Annotated in this window: 15 protein-coding genes; 6 read left to right on the top strand and 9 right to left on the bottom strand. The window is 61.8% G+C overall.

The window, feature by feature from the left end; all coding sequences use genetic code 11:
- Positions 1 to 146: 146 nt before the first annotated feature.
- Genes AC0L2L_RS03245 through AC0L2L_RS03230 form a run of 4 tightly spaced genes read left to right on the top strand, consistent with a single transcriptional unit; the run spans position 147 to position 1845 of the window.
- Positions 147 to 353 (top strand): hypothetical protein, encoded by a 207-nt coding sequence (locus AC0L2L_RS03245; RefSeq protein ID WP_473576147.1) that lies wholly within the window; start codon positions 147 to 149, stop codon positions 351 to 353.
- On the top strand, positions 340 to 1440 hold the full coding sequence (locus tag AC0L2L_RS03240; protein ID WP_473576146.1) for a tartrate dehydrogenase: 1101 nt from the start codon (positions 340 to 342) through the stop codon (positions 1438 to 1440). The genes AC0L2L_RS03245 and AC0L2L_RS03240 overlap by 14 nt, the downstream gene beginning before the upstream one ends.
- 34 nt (positions 1441 to 1474) lie before the next feature.
- Positions 1475 to 1657, top strand: coding sequence for a hypothetical protein (locus tag AC0L2L_RS03235; RefSeq protein ID WP_473576661.1), 183 nt, complete (start codon positions 1475 to 1477; stop codon positions 1655 to 1657).
- Positions 1658 to 1671: 14 nt separating this feature from the next.
- Positions 1672 to 1845, top strand: coding sequence for a hypothetical protein (locus tag AC0L2L_RS03230; protein WP_473576659.1), 174 nt, complete (start codon positions 1672 to 1674; stop codon positions 1843 to 1845).
- Between the two features lie 94 nt (positions 1846 to 1939).
- On the opposite strand, the gene AC0L2L_RS03225 is transcribed toward AC0L2L_RS03230, so the two are convergent.
- Positions 1940 to 3112: an MFS transporter gene (locus AC0L2L_RS03225; RefSeq protein ID WP_473576144.1), complete on the bottom strand. Its 1173-nt coding sequence runs from the start codon at positions 3110 to 3112 to the stop codon at positions 1940 to 1942.
- A 694-nt stretch (positions 3113 to 3806) separates the two neighbouring features.
- Positions 3807 to 4121 carry a hypothetical protein gene (locus AC0L2L_RS03220; protein WP_473576143.1) on the bottom strand — a complete coding sequence of 105 codons (315 nt, stop codon included), beginning with the start codon at positions 4119 to 4121 and terminating at the stop codon, positions 3807 to 3809.
- Between the two features lie 656 nt (positions 4122 to 4777).
- On the opposite strand from AC0L2L_RS03220, the gene AC0L2L_RS03215 reads away from it, so the two are divergent.
- Positions 4778 to 5014 (top strand): hypothetical protein, encoded by a 237-nt coding sequence (locus tag AC0L2L_RS03215; protein ID WP_473576142.1) that lies wholly within the window; start codon positions 4778 to 4780, stop codon positions 5012 to 5014.
- Positions 5015 to 5887: 873 nt separating this feature from the next.
- Here the strand turns inward: AC0L2L_RS03215 and AC0L2L_RS03210 are convergent.
- On the bottom strand, positions 5888 to 6460 hold the full coding sequence (locus AC0L2L_RS03210) for a DUF1003 domain-containing protein (protein ID WP_473576141.1): 573 nt from the start codon (positions 6458 to 6460) through the stop codon (positions 5888 to 5890).
- A gap of 167 nt (positions 6461 to 6627) precedes the next feature.
- Here AC0L2L_RS03210 and AC0L2L_RS03205 point away from each other — a divergent pair, with 167 nt between their 5' ends.
- On the top strand, positions 6628 to 7176 hold the full coding sequence (locus AC0L2L_RS03205; protein ID WP_473576139.1) for a DUF892 family protein: 549 nt from the start codon (positions 6628 to 6630) through the stop codon (positions 7174 to 7176).
- A gap of 102 nt (positions 7177 to 7278) precedes the next feature.
- Here AC0L2L_RS03205 and AC0L2L_RS03200 read toward each other — a convergent pair whose 3' ends face one another.
- Genes AC0L2L_RS03200 through coxB form a run of 6 tightly spaced genes read right to left on the bottom strand, consistent with a single transcriptional unit; the run spans position 7279 to position 12462 of the window.
- Complete coding sequence (locus tag AC0L2L_RS03200; RefSeq protein ID WP_473576138.1) at positions 7279 to 7695, bottom strand: c-type cytochrome; 417 nt, start codon at positions 7693 to 7695, stop codon at positions 7279 to 7281.
- The gene (locus tag AC0L2L_RS03195; RefSeq protein WP_473576137.1) at positions 7676 to 8554 is read right to left on the bottom strand and encodes a cytochrome c oxidase assembly protein; all 879 of its coding nucleotides are present in this window, start codon (positions 8552 to 8554) and stop codon (positions 7676 to 7678) included. The genes AC0L2L_RS03200 and AC0L2L_RS03195 overlap by 20 nt, the downstream gene beginning before the upstream one ends.
- A complete protein-coding gene (locus AC0L2L_RS03190) occupies positions 8551 to 8892 on the bottom strand; it encodes a hypothetical protein (protein WP_473576136.1) in 342 nt (113 codons plus the stop codon). Before AC0L2L_RS03190 ends, AC0L2L_RS03195 begins: the two co-directional genes overlap by 4 nt.
- Positions 8892 to 9497, bottom strand: coding sequence for a cytochrome c oxidase subunit 3 (locus tag AC0L2L_RS03185; protein WP_473576135.1), 606 nt, complete (start codon positions 9495 to 9497; stop codon positions 8892 to 8894). Before AC0L2L_RS03185 ends, AC0L2L_RS03190 begins: the two co-directional genes overlap by 1 nt.
- Entirely contained in the window at positions 9494 to 11470 is a 1977-nt protein-coding gene (gene ctaD, locus AC0L2L_RS03180; protein WP_473576133.1) for a cytochrome c oxidase subunit I, read from the bottom strand. Before ctaD ends, AC0L2L_RS03185 begins: the two co-directional genes overlap by 4 nt.
- Positions 11467 to 12462: a cytochrome c oxidase subunit II gene (coxB, locus tag AC0L2L_RS03175; RefSeq protein WP_473576627.1), complete on the bottom strand. Its 996-nt coding sequence runs from the start codon at positions 12460 to 12462 to the stop codon at positions 11467 to 11469. Before coxB ends, ctaD begins: the two co-directional genes overlap by 4 nt.
- Between the last annotated feature and the right edge of the window lie 13 nt (positions 12463 to 12475).

Here is a 12475-nt window from a genome sequence, read left to right as displayed (position 1 = left end):
AGATCCCCCCGGGTCACGCGACTTTGAAACGGTAGCGCTACCAAATCCGCCTGTAAAGCGGCCACGCATAAACCGCATACCCGCGGGTCTATGGTCCTCGGATGGGGGCAAGTCGGCCGAAGAATACGATCGGGCCAATCCATGCGGTGATTGAACGCACCTCGATGCTGACGGATGGAGCGGCCATAATTGTGGCATCGACCATCCGCGTCGCTGATCAGGCGAAGACACCATTGCGGCTCTCGCGTGGCAAGAGACCCGAACTGACGATATACGGAACCACCAACACCCAACGAATGGCCAGCGCCATCGTTGCCGCCGTTGAGAAGGAAGCTGAAAATGTCCTTGCATAGGATCGCGGTGATCGGCGGCGACGGAATCGGCCCCGAGGTAGTTGAGGCCGGCATCGAGGTGCTGGAGGCCTTGGCCGCCTCACAATCCGGTCTTGCCTTCGAGTTCAGGCACTTCGATTGGGGTTCGGACTACTATCGCCGCAATGGCCGCATGATGCCGCAGGACGGCCTCGCGCAGCTCGAGAACTTCGACGCAATCTATTTCGGCGCGGTAGGCGCCCCGGGCCTCCCCGATGACATCACGTTGTGGGGCTTGCGCCTGGCCATCTGCCAGGGGTTCGATCAGTATGCAAATGTGCGGCCAACGCGCCTTCTGCCCGGGTTGACCGGCCCGCTGCGGCCAGAGCTTGGCCAACAGATCGACTGGGTGATCGTACGCGAAAACAGCGAAGGCGAATATGCCGGTATTGGCGGTCGCGCCCATCGTGGCTGGCCACTTGAGGTCGGCATGGACGTTGCTGTTTTCACTCGCACCGGTATTGAGCGTATCGCGCGTTTTGCCTGCGATCTTGCCATCTCGCGCCCTCGCAAGCTGCTGACCGTGGTAACCAAATCGAACGCACAGCGTCATGGCATGGTGCTCTGGGACGAAGTTGTGCGCGAAGTAGTCCGCGGCCACTCAGGGGTGACCGTCGACTGGATGCTGGTCGACGCCATGACGCAAAGAATGGTCAATAAGCCCGGCAGCATCGACACTGTGTTGGCGACCAACCTGCATGCCGACATCCTGTCTGATCTGGCGTCGGCGCTTGGCGGTTCGCTGGGAATCGGCTCAACCGCGAACATTGATCCGTCGCGCAACCGTCCGTCCATGTTCGAGCCTATCCATGGCTCGGCATTCGACATCACAGGTAAGGGCATCGCCAATCCGCTTGGATCGTTCTGGACGGCAAGCCTTATGCTCGATCATCTTGGCGAGCACGCCGCGGCGCGGCGCCTAATGGTAGCGATTGAAACCGTCACCGGCCGGGGCGAGCTTCTCAGTCCGGACCTTGGGGGGGTGGCTCGCACCGCCGACGTCACCGCTGCAGTGATTGGCGCGCTGTCAGGTCTGAACAGCACGAGTTCATCTCCGCAGGTCGGATAGAGGCCTGGATCACTGTTGCTCGCTTGCAGGTCGCATGACGAGATTCCAAACACAACGACGCGGCCATGAGCTGCTGTATCTTGTTTTGAACTATGCGGCCGAGGAATGGAAACAACTGCCGCGCGAACGGTTCGAGGCCAGCACCGAGTTCGCCGTCCTGTTCGGCGAAAGGTTCGTCGAGCCAATCATGAATCGGCCTCGTGCACAGAACTCCTGAGCGCCGAGCCCGACGTGCCTGCCTACCTGACTTTCCCAAAGGAGCACCAGGCCCAGCTTCACCAATCCGGCGAGATCAACGGGCGCATCGAGGTCGTCGGCATCTTCCCCATGACGAACGGGTGTGCCCAAAGCTCCGCCTTTTGCCGCTCATCGACCATCGGCCTCGCCTATCAACTCGACATCTGAACGCTGAGGCACCTGCGGTTTCGACCCTTATCACTCCAAAATGGTCGATCTTGGCCGCGATCTTAAGCGGCGGGATACGGCAGGTGTGCTTGTATCAATCCGGTGATGGGGCTCGTTCGCGCAGTCCAGTCACTAGCGTAAGCGACAGCGCACACAATCCCGCCATCATGAGGAAGCCGGGCGGGCCATAGGCTCCATATAACTGCCCTGATACCCAGACTAGGCCCGCGGTGGCGAGGCCGGGGCCTATCGCGTAGAGGGCCTGCGCGGTGGCGGCAAGATGTGCGGGCACGCTGCTGGCGATAACACGCATACAGGCAAGATGCAGCAGTGCGAAGGTAATGCCGTGAAGCGGTTGAACGAACGCCAGTATCCAGACCTCCGCCGTTTCCGCCTCCACGACCCAGCGCAGGATTCCGGCAACCGCGGCCAGAGCGGCGACTCCGGCCACGCCAAGCCGGCGCAGCAGGATCGGCCCGACCACAAGGAATACCACCACCTCCGCTGCGACGGCTTCCGACCAAAGTATGCTGCTCGCCGCCGTGCCGACCCCCGCCGCTGTCCAGCGGATGACCGAGAAGGTGTCATGCATCGCGTGACTGCCATAGATCAGCGCCGCAATGGCCACGATGCGCCGGAACGTCGGAAGATTGATCAGCTCGCGCAGCCCGCCGATTACGCTTTGCCCGACCGGGTCCGAAGCCCGTTCGGCGCCAGTATCTGATTCCGGTACCAGCGCGGCGGCAGCCAACGCCGCGGCGAGCAGCGCGGCGTACATCCATATGATCGCGCCCAGCTCGAAAACTCGGAGCACCTGGCCAGCCATGAGGGTGCCAGCAACGAAGGCCGCCGATGCCGCACCTCGCACCCAACCGTACTCAAAACCCGGCTCCCGCACCGATGCCCGCGCCGCAAGGGCGTCGGCGAGGGTCGTGATCGGCGCCAGCCCGGCTGACTGGGCCAGATGGACGAGCAACAGAAGAAAGAGGCCTTGCACGCCAGCCAGCCCAAGTGTCGCTGCCACTGCGATCCCGATGCAAACCGCCAGGCAGATGCGGAGAGCGCCGAAAAGATCTGCAATCCGATTGGCGAGCGGTCCGGCAATCAGCCGGGCCGCGTTGCCTACCCCGAACAGAACGCCCAACTCTTCAGGTGTCAGGCCTCGCGACTCAAAATACCTTGGCCAGAACGGGGACGCTATTCCGAATGCAGCATACATTACGGCATAGAGCGCCAAAAACGCCAGCAGCGGGCCAAGACGTGCCATGCCAGAGTTCTGCCACGGACATGCCTCGCGTTACAGGGGGAATTGGGTCAGTCGACGCCGAGCTCGCGGTGCACAATCGAGCCACTCCGATTAGGCAATGCACAAGGTGCAATATGCCCGCCGATCATGATTGGCACTCCACACGAAACGTGTCGCGATTCGAGCGCGAGAGGGTCACCTTGCGTGATCTCGAGAACCCTCGATCTTCGTTCCCCTTCAATGGCGCAAATCGTTAGCGAGCCCTTGCGACCCGCTTCTTGCGTTTCCGGCTGTTTGGCCGGCGTAGCGCGCGGCCAAGGAACTGGTCTCCTGAAGGACCTCAGATCGGTGACATATTTTCAATAGAGGCGCCCAGATCGGTCCCGGGGCCACGCCGTCGTCCGAGCTGCTTCGCCAACGACTTCACGTAGTTAATCGTCGCGGCCTTGATCGAAAGCATAGTCGTAGAGCTCGGGCAAAGAATCGTAGGCCTGTTCCGAAGTTGCAGCGCCCTAACTCCCTCACGCCGCCGCCCTCTTCATTCTGGCGGCCATCCGACGCGTTCTACACAAATGGGCCGTGGCGATGCGCCCACTGCTGCCGGCGTTCGCTAGAAAACTTCACCCGACCGGGTATCTGCTGGATTTTGCTGAGGCCAAGTCCAAGCGATGAGCCGTCGCAGCTGCCATGATCTTCTTGGACGACCTGGGGCTCCTCAGTGAGCATCAGTCCGCGACACCTGGCGGTGCTTTTTTACGCGGGCAATGGCTGACGTGCCCACGGTGATCACGCCGCCGCAGTCAATTCTCACCGCCAATTTATTGGCTTCGCGATCGATGCGGATAATGTCTCCAACAAGAACAAGTTTGTCCCCGGCACGGGTTTTAGGTGGCGCATCGACCGAATAAGGAGATCCGTAAGACGGAATGCTTACTCTGGCACGTCCGCTGGGGAGAACTGTAATCACGGTGCAGGTCAACGCGACCTCGTCACCGATCTCAAATTCCCGAGGCACACTATAATGTAGCATGGACATCCTCCGGTGCTTTCCCCATTAATGCCCGGGAAAATAAGTTAGTTGCGTGAAATCTAAAATAAAGAAAGCCCACACCTCTCTTTGAAGCCGACGAACGCGAAGGCGGGGGCACGCTTGGCCGATGCACGGCTGTGATAATGAGACTTAACAGCGGGAACCTTTATCCCCTGTGTCGATTCCTCTGGATGTCCCAAACTGCTCAGGTTGCGCCGCCCATTCCGGAAACCAGTCCGGATCGGAACGTGAATTGCGTGGTGGCTCTTGAGGCGGCGTTTGCCGACCCGATAGCCACGTTAATCAGTCAAGGCTGGACAACTGAGGAAACGGCGGAGGCGCTTCTCACCCTCGCTTCCGAGATTTCGAAAGCTCAAGGCTGCATCCAAGGCATGACTGCAGCCGGACTTCCGCAGCCCTTATTGCATATTGCTGCAAACGATCGCCGAAAATTACGAGGTGCTGATTCACCTGAGTTAGGGCGCGCCATCGGAAGTGATCGCATGCTTGCGCCTTGCCTCGCCATCCCCTCTTCAGCGAGGCAAGGACCCGGCCTGCAAAGTTCTGCGTCAGGAGGCCGGGTCGCGAGTTCGTGCCACGGATGTATGGGCCGGTGCGCGCAAAATATAACGGCCCTATCAAAGAGGAAACACGGGATGAGGTTCGTCGCCATGATGGATCCCGCTGACCAATGGCTAGTCTATGACCGATCAACCGATCTGCCCGCCGAGGCGCGAGACGGTTTGCTGATTGGGCTATCGCAAGCGGAAGCCGAGCGCCTGGCCCAAGACGCCAACATCAAAGAGATTTTGCTGCGCCGGGCAGCGCTGCCACTTCGTCGTGGAGACAAGCGTGACAGGCGGCAAATCTCACGCGAGGAGAGTAGAGCGTGACGTAACTACCCCATTATGACCCGAACGACGAAGGGCTCGGGACGTTTCCACGCTGCGATTCGATGAGCATTGCACCAAGAATGCGTTAGCAGCTCAGGAAGACCATGAAATCGTGACCTTAAGGGGGTACGCTTTTCAGCCAAGGCATTGCCGAACCCGACAAATTGGTTGCGCGGCCTGAGAAGTGCGACCGCAGTGGCCGGGTTAGACTGCGATGCCCGGCCAGGCAGTCTGCGTGTCGCTTCGGGCCGAACATGATCGCGCCCGGTGGCTTGTCGGTTAATGCGGGGAGGGCGGAATACTGCGGCTGCTACCATAGTGCGAGCAACCGGTCGGGTCGCTTCCTTGAGATAGATTTCGGTCTGTAGGCACAGCGCGAGTGAAAGCTTTCAGGGCAGGTTTGTCACTGTGCGCGCTGGTGTTTATGCGTGGCGCTGGACCCCCGCGCGTAAAATCCTCTGCGATGGCCGCACACTTGGACAGCCCCTTTCTGGCTCAAGGGATGTAAGGGGCTTTTTGGTCAGCGTGAGCGGTTTTTGTTCGCGTTGATTTTACCATAGGAGCCCAGCTTGTGTGTGCGATGCGCCCATGCCTGGACAGTCAGGCTCTTGGCCGCCCGGAAGGGCAAGAACAGGTAAAGCAAGTGACGACCGTCGACGTGCGGGGTGCGGGGGGCAAGAATCGACGGTCGTCGGAATGAGAGGGACCATGGATTCAGCAAACTGCGTTGCGGGAGGTCCTTCCGTCTTATGACTTAATTCGGCTCGGATGAACAGAGCTTGAAGCCGTTGGGGGCGTCTTCAGGTCTTCGGAGGTCGCCTTGTTTGGGCTTGGCCGCGTCAAGAGTTTCGCTGGAGTGGTTTCGATGCCAATTCAACTCGAGCTTGTCTCGCCGCCCGCCTCGGCGATCTTGTCGAGCACCGCTTCGGGCGCGACGTCGCGTTTTAGCTCGGTCAACTCGTCGTCCGTTTCGGTGCCGACATTCAGGGCGCGGGCAATTTGCTCGGTCATTTTGATAAGCTTCGTCGTCTCGTGCTCGTTAAGCAGGCTGACCTGAAGATCCAGATCTGCCCGAGCGTCATCTGCAGCAGCCATTCGATTCTGGTTGATCAGGACGAAAGTGGAGAGGAAGATCGCTTCCACGGATGCGAACATCGCCAGGACCACCAGGGACGGATCCCACGGCCGGACAAAGCTCACCGGCCCGATGTTGCAGGCTATCCAGGCGCCGAAAAGACCAAGGTGGATGTAAACGAACATCATGCTGCCGGCGAACTTACTGATCCCAGCCGCTACCCGTTCTTCCATCGAGGCTGACTTCGCATCTCGGTTGCGGCGCTCGACGATCGCTTCGATGTTTCGGGCCAGGGCCGGCGCAAGTCCATCCGCAGCCTCCCTGGTCGGGGTGGTGCGGCCCTCATCTTCTACCGAGGCGCTGAGGTTCATAGCTCTCTCCGTGCTGTCCTTCTAACTTGCAGATCGACATTTCGCTCCACGCGGCAATGAAGCACTGCTTCGACGATCTCTCGCTTTGCACAGGACACGTTGGCGAGATCTGTGGGCCCTGTTACTCTCCACTTTAGCATCGGGAACCGTCCGCCTCGCGCCGGATTGTGGTTTGCAGGCCGCAGCGGACCTGGTGGCAAAGAGAACAGGTCTGGTTCTCCGGCTTCACGCCCTGGCCAAGGAAAAAGCAGTCGAGCTCTTGTCGCACCCGGCCCGCTCCTATCGGGCGTGGGGCATCGAATGGCAGAAGGCAGACAATCCACCGGGGGCGGCGTCGAAGTGCGCAAAGTCATGCCGAGCCCGCGTGTCGCGGAGGGGGAGTTCAAGCAGCGCTCCACGAAGCTGGTCAAGGGTCGTCGATGCTGAAGGACGCAGGTGGCAAGCTGACCGCCACGGCGCAATCGATCAGCGGCGTATTCGCCGGCGATGAGGTCATGAAAGGCCCTCTGGCGAGCTACACATTCGAACATATGGAGATTGCCTCCTATACGATCCTCATCGCCGCGGGCAATGCCGTGGGCGAGGGCGAGGTCGCACGAGTGTGCGAACAGAACCTGCGCGAAGAGCAAGCCATGGCCGAGTGGCTGAAGGACAACCTTGCGCAAGTCACCCAGACCTTTCTGACGCGCGCGGAGGCCGACAGCGCCAAGCGCTGACTCCGACCGGGATCGAAACTGGCAGCCTGCCGCGGTCGCAGACGGTGCGGGTTCCTCAGTTCCTGCCCGCGCCGTGGCCCCGGCGCAATGGCGAGGGGTGAATCATCTCAGGGCATAGAGGTAGGCGGCGATATCTCGCGCCTGCTGCTCGGTAATCCTCGTTGACGGCATGGCGGTATGCGGATTGATTTCCCTGGCCGAGCGTATCCAACGGATCAGATTCACGGGATTGTTCGCCAGCATGCCGCCCACAAAGACGCGGCCAGCAAGGCTGCCATCCAGTCGAGGCCCGACCTGGCCTTGCGCGCCGGGCACGCCGGTAATGATATGGCAGCCGGAGCAGCCGTTCGCGGTCATGATCGGAATGGCGCGGGCGCCGACGCCGCCGGTCGCGACGTCCGATTCGTGCCGGACGCGATCGAGCCGCTCGGACCACAAGGTCGCCGTCGCGCCTGCTGCGCTTAGCAGCAGGACCGCGGCAAGCGCGCCCCCGATCGATCTAGCCGGGCCGAAGGTCATCTGTTGCCTCCCTGGTTGCGCTGTTGCTTATCCAAAGGCCGGCGAGCAGCAAGGCGGCTCCGCCATAGATCAGGCCAGCCGGAACCCACATCACCAGCCCGGCGAGTTGCTGATCCTCGATGGGGGTCAGGCCCCAGAGTGCGGCGTTGGAGGCATTCTCCGGATACCAGAGTTTTGGCGACATCAGCAGCAGCACGCCGAGCAGGCCGGTATGGAGCGAGGTGAAGAAAAGATGCATGACGCAACTGCCATAGGTTTGCTGCCGACCGGGGCGCGGCAGGAGCACCCACCAGAACAGCAAGGCGGTACCGAGGAAGCTTGCATGCTGGGCATAATGCAGCACGCCCTGCCGGAGCGCAGCCTCGAACAGGACGGGGATGTGCCAGATCCAGATTGCGATGCCGTGGATGATCGTTGCGTTGAGGGGCCGGGTGGCAGCGGTCCAGACCGCTTGCAGCACTCTGCCGCGCGTGAGCTTTCCCGTCCCCCGGCGAAGCGAGCGCGGTAATGCCCATATCAAGGCAGCGCCGGGACAGGCGGCGACAAGGAGCGGCGCCGTCACTGCCATCAACAGTTCATGCTCGATCATGTGGGCAGCAAACACCCGTTCGCCAAGTGCATGGATCGGACTGACCAGCGCTGCCGTCAACACACCCCAACCAGCGCAGAACAATAGGCCTTGTCGAAGCCGCTCGGAGCGGCCGCGAGCGCTGCGACGCCATAGGCGGCTTGCGCCGGCCCAATAGACGAGCGCGATTGCGGCCAAGGGAAGCGTGATAGGCAATGCAAGCGTCCAACCGGCCTCGGGCGCGCCGGCGCCGTAACAAATCGAGGTCGAGAAGAACGCGTCGAAGCTCATCGCAGGCACTCGTCGAGGATGAGCGCCGCGCTGCCTTGCATGATGATGACGAGGGCAAACAGCAATGCCGCAAGCATGCCGAGGTCGGCAACGAACTGCTCGGTGCTGCGCGTTCGCCTCGGCTTGAAGGCGGCACCGCCCTGCCGCTTTGCCCGCCATGACAAGACACCGCCGAGCAGAGAAAGCAAGGCGAGCACCAGCGCCGCCGGAAGCACGACCGGCACCTGGCGGTTGCATTGCCACGGCACGAGCGCGTAGTTCAGCTGAGTCGAGATCGCCCAAGCCATGGGCCCTGACAGCAGACCACCCCAGGACGTTCCCATTCGCAACGCACGCATCAGCCTAGCCTCGGCAACCAGTAAATCAGTAGATAGATCGGGATCCAGGTCAGCACGACGAAATCCCAATAGAAGACATTGTCGCCGACGTCGCCGAAGCGTCGGCCGCTGTAGCCATGGCGCGTGAACATCAACACCGTCAGGACGATCGTGTCGCCAACGTCGGTGATCAAATGCGTGGTATGCAGGCCGAGCAGTATCCAGATCATCGAGCCATAGGCGTTCGTGTCCCAGTAGATGTTTAGTGCGGGAAACTCGAACCAGCGTACGATGAGCGGCGCCAGGCCGAGCAGCGACATCGCCACCATGCCGATCCGCACCGGGACAATGGCGCATTGCTTTGCGTAGCCGTTGAGGATGTGGTTCGGCACCAGGCTGACGATGAGAAGCAGCGTCACGATCGTTCCAGGCCAATGGTTCGGCTCCGGGGCGCTTAGACGCCAGTTGGGCCACAAGGTTGCGAGATAAAGGTAGGCGCCGGCGGCCAGCGCAAAGCCCGTGCCTTCCAGCGCCATGAAGCCGAGCGTTCCCCACCAGGTGGGGCTGCGCGGGCCATGTCCAAAGGTCGGGAGGCCGGAAAGATCTGCGGCCGGTCGTTGGTTCATTCCTCGTCCTCCGGATCGCCCTTGGGCCAGAACCAGCCGATCAGGGTAATGGCGATAGGCGCGGCGCCCCAAACGATCGCCCAGGGCGTGAAGATCGAATAGAGGAAGGTGCCGCCGACGGCGATCGCCGCCAGCAGCGGCCAGATCGATGGCGTTGCCGATTTCTCGCGAATGTCGGGGTGGGCTTCCGCCACGGTTGAGATAAGCAACTCGCGCGCATCGACGCGAAGCCCGGTGGCGACGGGCAGGGTCCCTCGTTCCGCCCAGAGCGGCTCGACATTCGTGACGACCGGAATACGCGTGAAATTGTAGCTGGGCGGCGGTGAGGACGTTGCCCATTCAAGCGTGCCGGCGTCCCAGGGATTATCGCCGGCCGGAACTCCTCGCAATACGCCATGCACGAGATTGAAGGCGAACAGCACGAAGCTCAGGAAGAAGAGCACCGCGCCGGCGCTGATGAGGAGATTGATGTTCCCCCAGCCGAGTTCGGCAGGATAGGTGTAGACCCTGCGCGGCATGCCCCAGAGGCCGACAAGATGCATCGGAAAAAAGGCTGCGTTGAAGCCTATGAAGGCCAGCCAGAAGTGCCAGCGCCCGAGGCGCTCGCTCATCATGCGGCCGGTGATCTTGGGGAACCAGAAATAGGTAGCTCCAAGCAGTGGGAACACCGATCCGCCGATCAGCACGTAATGGAAGTGGGCGACGACGAAATAGGTGTCGTGCACCTGCAGGTCGAGCGGCACCGAAGCGAGCATGACGCCGCTAAGGCCGCCGATGACGAAGATGAAGAAGAAGCCGAATACGAACAGCAGCGGCGTGCGGATCACGGGCCTGCCGTCCCAGAGACTCGCCAGCCAGCAGAAGATCTGAACGCCATTGGGGATGGCGATCATCATGCTCGATGCGGTGAAGAAGCTGGCGCCGAGCTTGGGCAATCCCGTCGCGAACATGTGATGGACCCAGAGGCCGAACGACAGGAAACCAACGGCAATCAGCGACAGGACCAGCCCGAGATAGCCAAACACCGGACGCCGAGCGAAGACGGGAATGATCGCGGAGACCATGCCCGTCGCCGGCAGGAAGATGATGTAGACTTCCGGATGGCCGAAGAACCAGAACAGATGCTGGAACAGCAGAGCGTCGCCGCCCTCGGCAGGATTGAAGATATGCGTGCCGACGAGCCGGTCGAGGATCAGGAAGGTCGAGGTGATCATCACCGCCGGCATGGCGAAGAGGACGACGAAGGAGGTGACCAGCAGCGCCCAGACATAAAGCGGGATTTTGTCCAGCGACATGCCGGGCGCGCGCTGCTTCAGCACCGTCACGATAGTCGCGACGGCGACCGCCAGCGACGACACTTCGGTATAGGTGATCATCTGCGCCCAGACATCGGCGCGCTTTCCTGGCCCGAATTCAGGCCCGGACAACGGCACATAGGCGAACCAGCCGACGTCGGGGGCCATGTTGAGGAGGAAGCAGATCCAGGCAAAGGCTCCGCCCGACAGATAGACCCAGTAGCTGAAGGCGTTGAGGCGCGGGAAGGCGATGTTGCGCGTCCCGACCATCAGCGGCACCAGATAAATGCCGGTTGCCTGCACGATGGGTACAGCGAACAGGAACATCATGGTGACGCCATGCATCGTGAACAGCTGGTTGTAGAGGTCCGGTCCAATCAGGCCGCGCTGCGGGCCTGAGAGCTGGATACGCATGGCGACGGCGTTCAGCCCGCCCAGGCACAGAAATACGAAGGCGGTGATCAGATAACGCCGTGCGATGACCTTGTGGTCGACGCTCGACAGCGCGCCGATGATGCCGGGCGGAGTGCGCCATGTCCGCGCGAGCCAGCGATGCAGACTGGCATCGTCCATGCCGCTGTCGCGGGGGCCGTCTTGCTCGGGTGCGAGATCGCCTTTGGCGGACGTTTCGCGCTCCGGCGGCAGGTCGCGTTCGCTTGTGAGATCCACGCTGCTCATTTCAGGCCCTCGAGATAGGCGACTATGGCGTTGAGCTCATCGCCGTCGAGCTCCACCACGGGCATGTGGGACCCGGGCTTGATGCCTTGTGGGTCGGCTATCCAGGCGGCGAGATTACCGCGGCTCATCGTCAATGTTCCGGCGGCCAGGGTTTGCCGGCTCGCTATATGGGTAAGATCGGGCGCGACCGTTCCTCCGGCAGGCGTGCCGCCTATTCTGTGACACATCACGCAGGGGCGCCTCTGGAAGAGATCTTCGCCAGCCTTGGCCTCGTCACCTGTGGGATCGGCGGCCGGCCGCAGCTGGTCATTCCACCAGGTGTCGAACTTTGCTCGCGGCTCGGCGATGATGAAAGTCCCCATGTTTGCGTGCTGCGCACCGCAGAACTCGGCGCACTGGCCACGGTAAACGCCGGGCTTGTCGGCTTTGATGTCGAGCACGTTCATGTGGCCGGGAATGAGGTCGAGCTTGCCGGAAAGGCTGGGGATCCAGAAGGAATGGATCACATCGGTGGAGGTCAGCAGCAGCCGCACAGGCTCGCCGGAGGGAATGTGGATCTCGTTCGCCGTGGTGAGGATGCGGCTCGGCGTGGCGTTCTCATAGCGCACCTCCCACCACCATTGGTGACCTGTGACGCGAATGGTCAGCGCGGCATCCGAGCCGATCGCGGCAAGCGTCCTGTTGGCGAAGAAGCTGAGCAAAGTGAGCCCGACCAGGATCACGGCGGTCACCCCGACGGCGGTCATCACCACGCGCAGCTTTCGGCCGTCGGCGCCGGGGTCGATCGCGAGCGGCTCTGCCTGCGCGCGCGCGCGCATCATCAGGGGTGCAGCGAGGGCGATCATCACCAGCACCCACACCACTGCGCAAAGCCCGGTGAAGAACCAGATCAGCCATGCAAGCTCGCTCGCCGCGGGACCTTTCGGGTCGAGGGCCGACTGCCAGCCTGCGCATCCCTGGAGCGACAGAGCGCCGGCGCTGGCGAACGCCATCGAGAGGATGCGT

It is taken from the genome of Mesorhizobium sp. WSM4832, from assembly GCF_055811115.1.
Note: the sequence above shows the minus strand (reverse complement) of the source record. Positions and strands in the feature narration are given on the sequence as shown.

Bases quoted from the DNA above. Each gene is read 5' to 3' on its own strand.
- AC0L2L_RS03220 (WP_473576143.1), bottom strand. From the start codon at position 4,121: ATGCTACATTATAGTGTGCCTCGGGAATTTGAGATCGGTGACGAGGTC.
- AC0L2L_RS03240 (WP_473576146.1), top strand. From the start codon at position 340: ATGTCCTTGCATAGGATCGCGGTGATCGGCGGCGACGGAATCGGCCCC.
- AC0L2L_RS03195 (WP_473576137.1), bottom strand. From the start codon at position 8,554: ATGAGCTTCGACGCGTTCTTCTCGACCTCGATTTGTTACGGCGCCGGC.
- AC0L2L_RS03235 (WP_473576661.1), top strand. From the start codon at position 1,475: ATGACGAGATTCCAAACACAACGACGCGGCCATGAGCTGCTGTATCTT.
- AC0L2L_RS03185 (WP_473576135.1), bottom strand. From the start codon at position 9,497: ATGAACCAACGACCGGCCGCAGATCTTTCCGGCCTCCCGACCTTTGGA.
- coxB (WP_473576627.1), bottom strand. From the start codon at position 12,462: ATGGCGTTCGCCAGCGCCGGCGCTCTGTCGCTCCAGGGATGCGCAGGC.
- AC0L2L_RS03225 (WP_473576144.1), bottom strand. From the start codon at position 3,112: ATGGCACGTCTTGGCCCGCTGCTGGCGTTTTTGGCGCTCTATGCCGTA.
- ctaD (WP_473576133.1), bottom strand. From the start codon at position 11,470: ATGAGCAGCGTGGATCTCACAAGCGAACGCGACCTGCCGCCGGAGCGC.
- AC0L2L_RS03190 (WP_473576136.1), bottom strand. From the start codon at position 8,892: ATGCGTGCGTTGCGAATGGGAACGTCCTGGGGTGGTCTGCTGTCAGGG.
- AC0L2L_RS03215 (WP_473576142.1), top strand. From the start codon at position 4,778: ATGAGGTTCGTCGCCATGATGGATCCCGCTGACCAATGGCTAGTCTAT.
- AC0L2L_RS03210 (WP_473576141.1), bottom strand. From the start codon at position 6,460: ATGAACCTCAGCGCCTCGGTAGAAGATGAGGGCCGCACCACCCCGACC.
- AC0L2L_RS03200 (WP_473576138.1), bottom strand. From the start codon at position 7,695: ATGACCTTCGGCCCGGCTAGATCGATCGGGGGCGCGCTTGCCGCGGTC.